We start from the raw sequence: 255 nt of genomic DNA on the forward strand, positions 1-255 counted from the left end.
CGCGGGGTTTGGGATTGGGCGTCGGGCGGAAGGTCTGCGCCTTGGGCATGATCACCAGCGCGTTATGGTAGCGGGTCATCAGCTCGCCTGCTTGCGCCGACGCAGCGCCGTTCCCCCCATTGTTACTCTCATAGCCGCCCCGGGCCATCCCGTCCTCTTCCAGGGCCTGGGGCTGTTCGCCGTGGTGCACCACGGCCACCACCTGCCACGCTTGGTTGAGGCTATCGATATCGTGGTCGGTGAGGGTAAAACAGA

Annotated in this window: 1 pseudogene; it reads right to left on the reverse strand. The window is 64.7% G+C overall.

Features of this window, described 5'->3' with window-relative positions:
* Positions 1-255, reverse strand: a pseudogene (locus M8006_RS17965) (type VI secretion system tip protein VgrG); the annotation flags it as partial.

It is taken from the genome of Halomonas llamarensis (genome assembly GCF_023555005.1).
GTDB classification, from domain to species: Bacteria; Pseudomonadota; Gammaproteobacteria; order Pseudomonadales; family Halomonadaceae; genus Vreelandella; species Vreelandella llamarensis.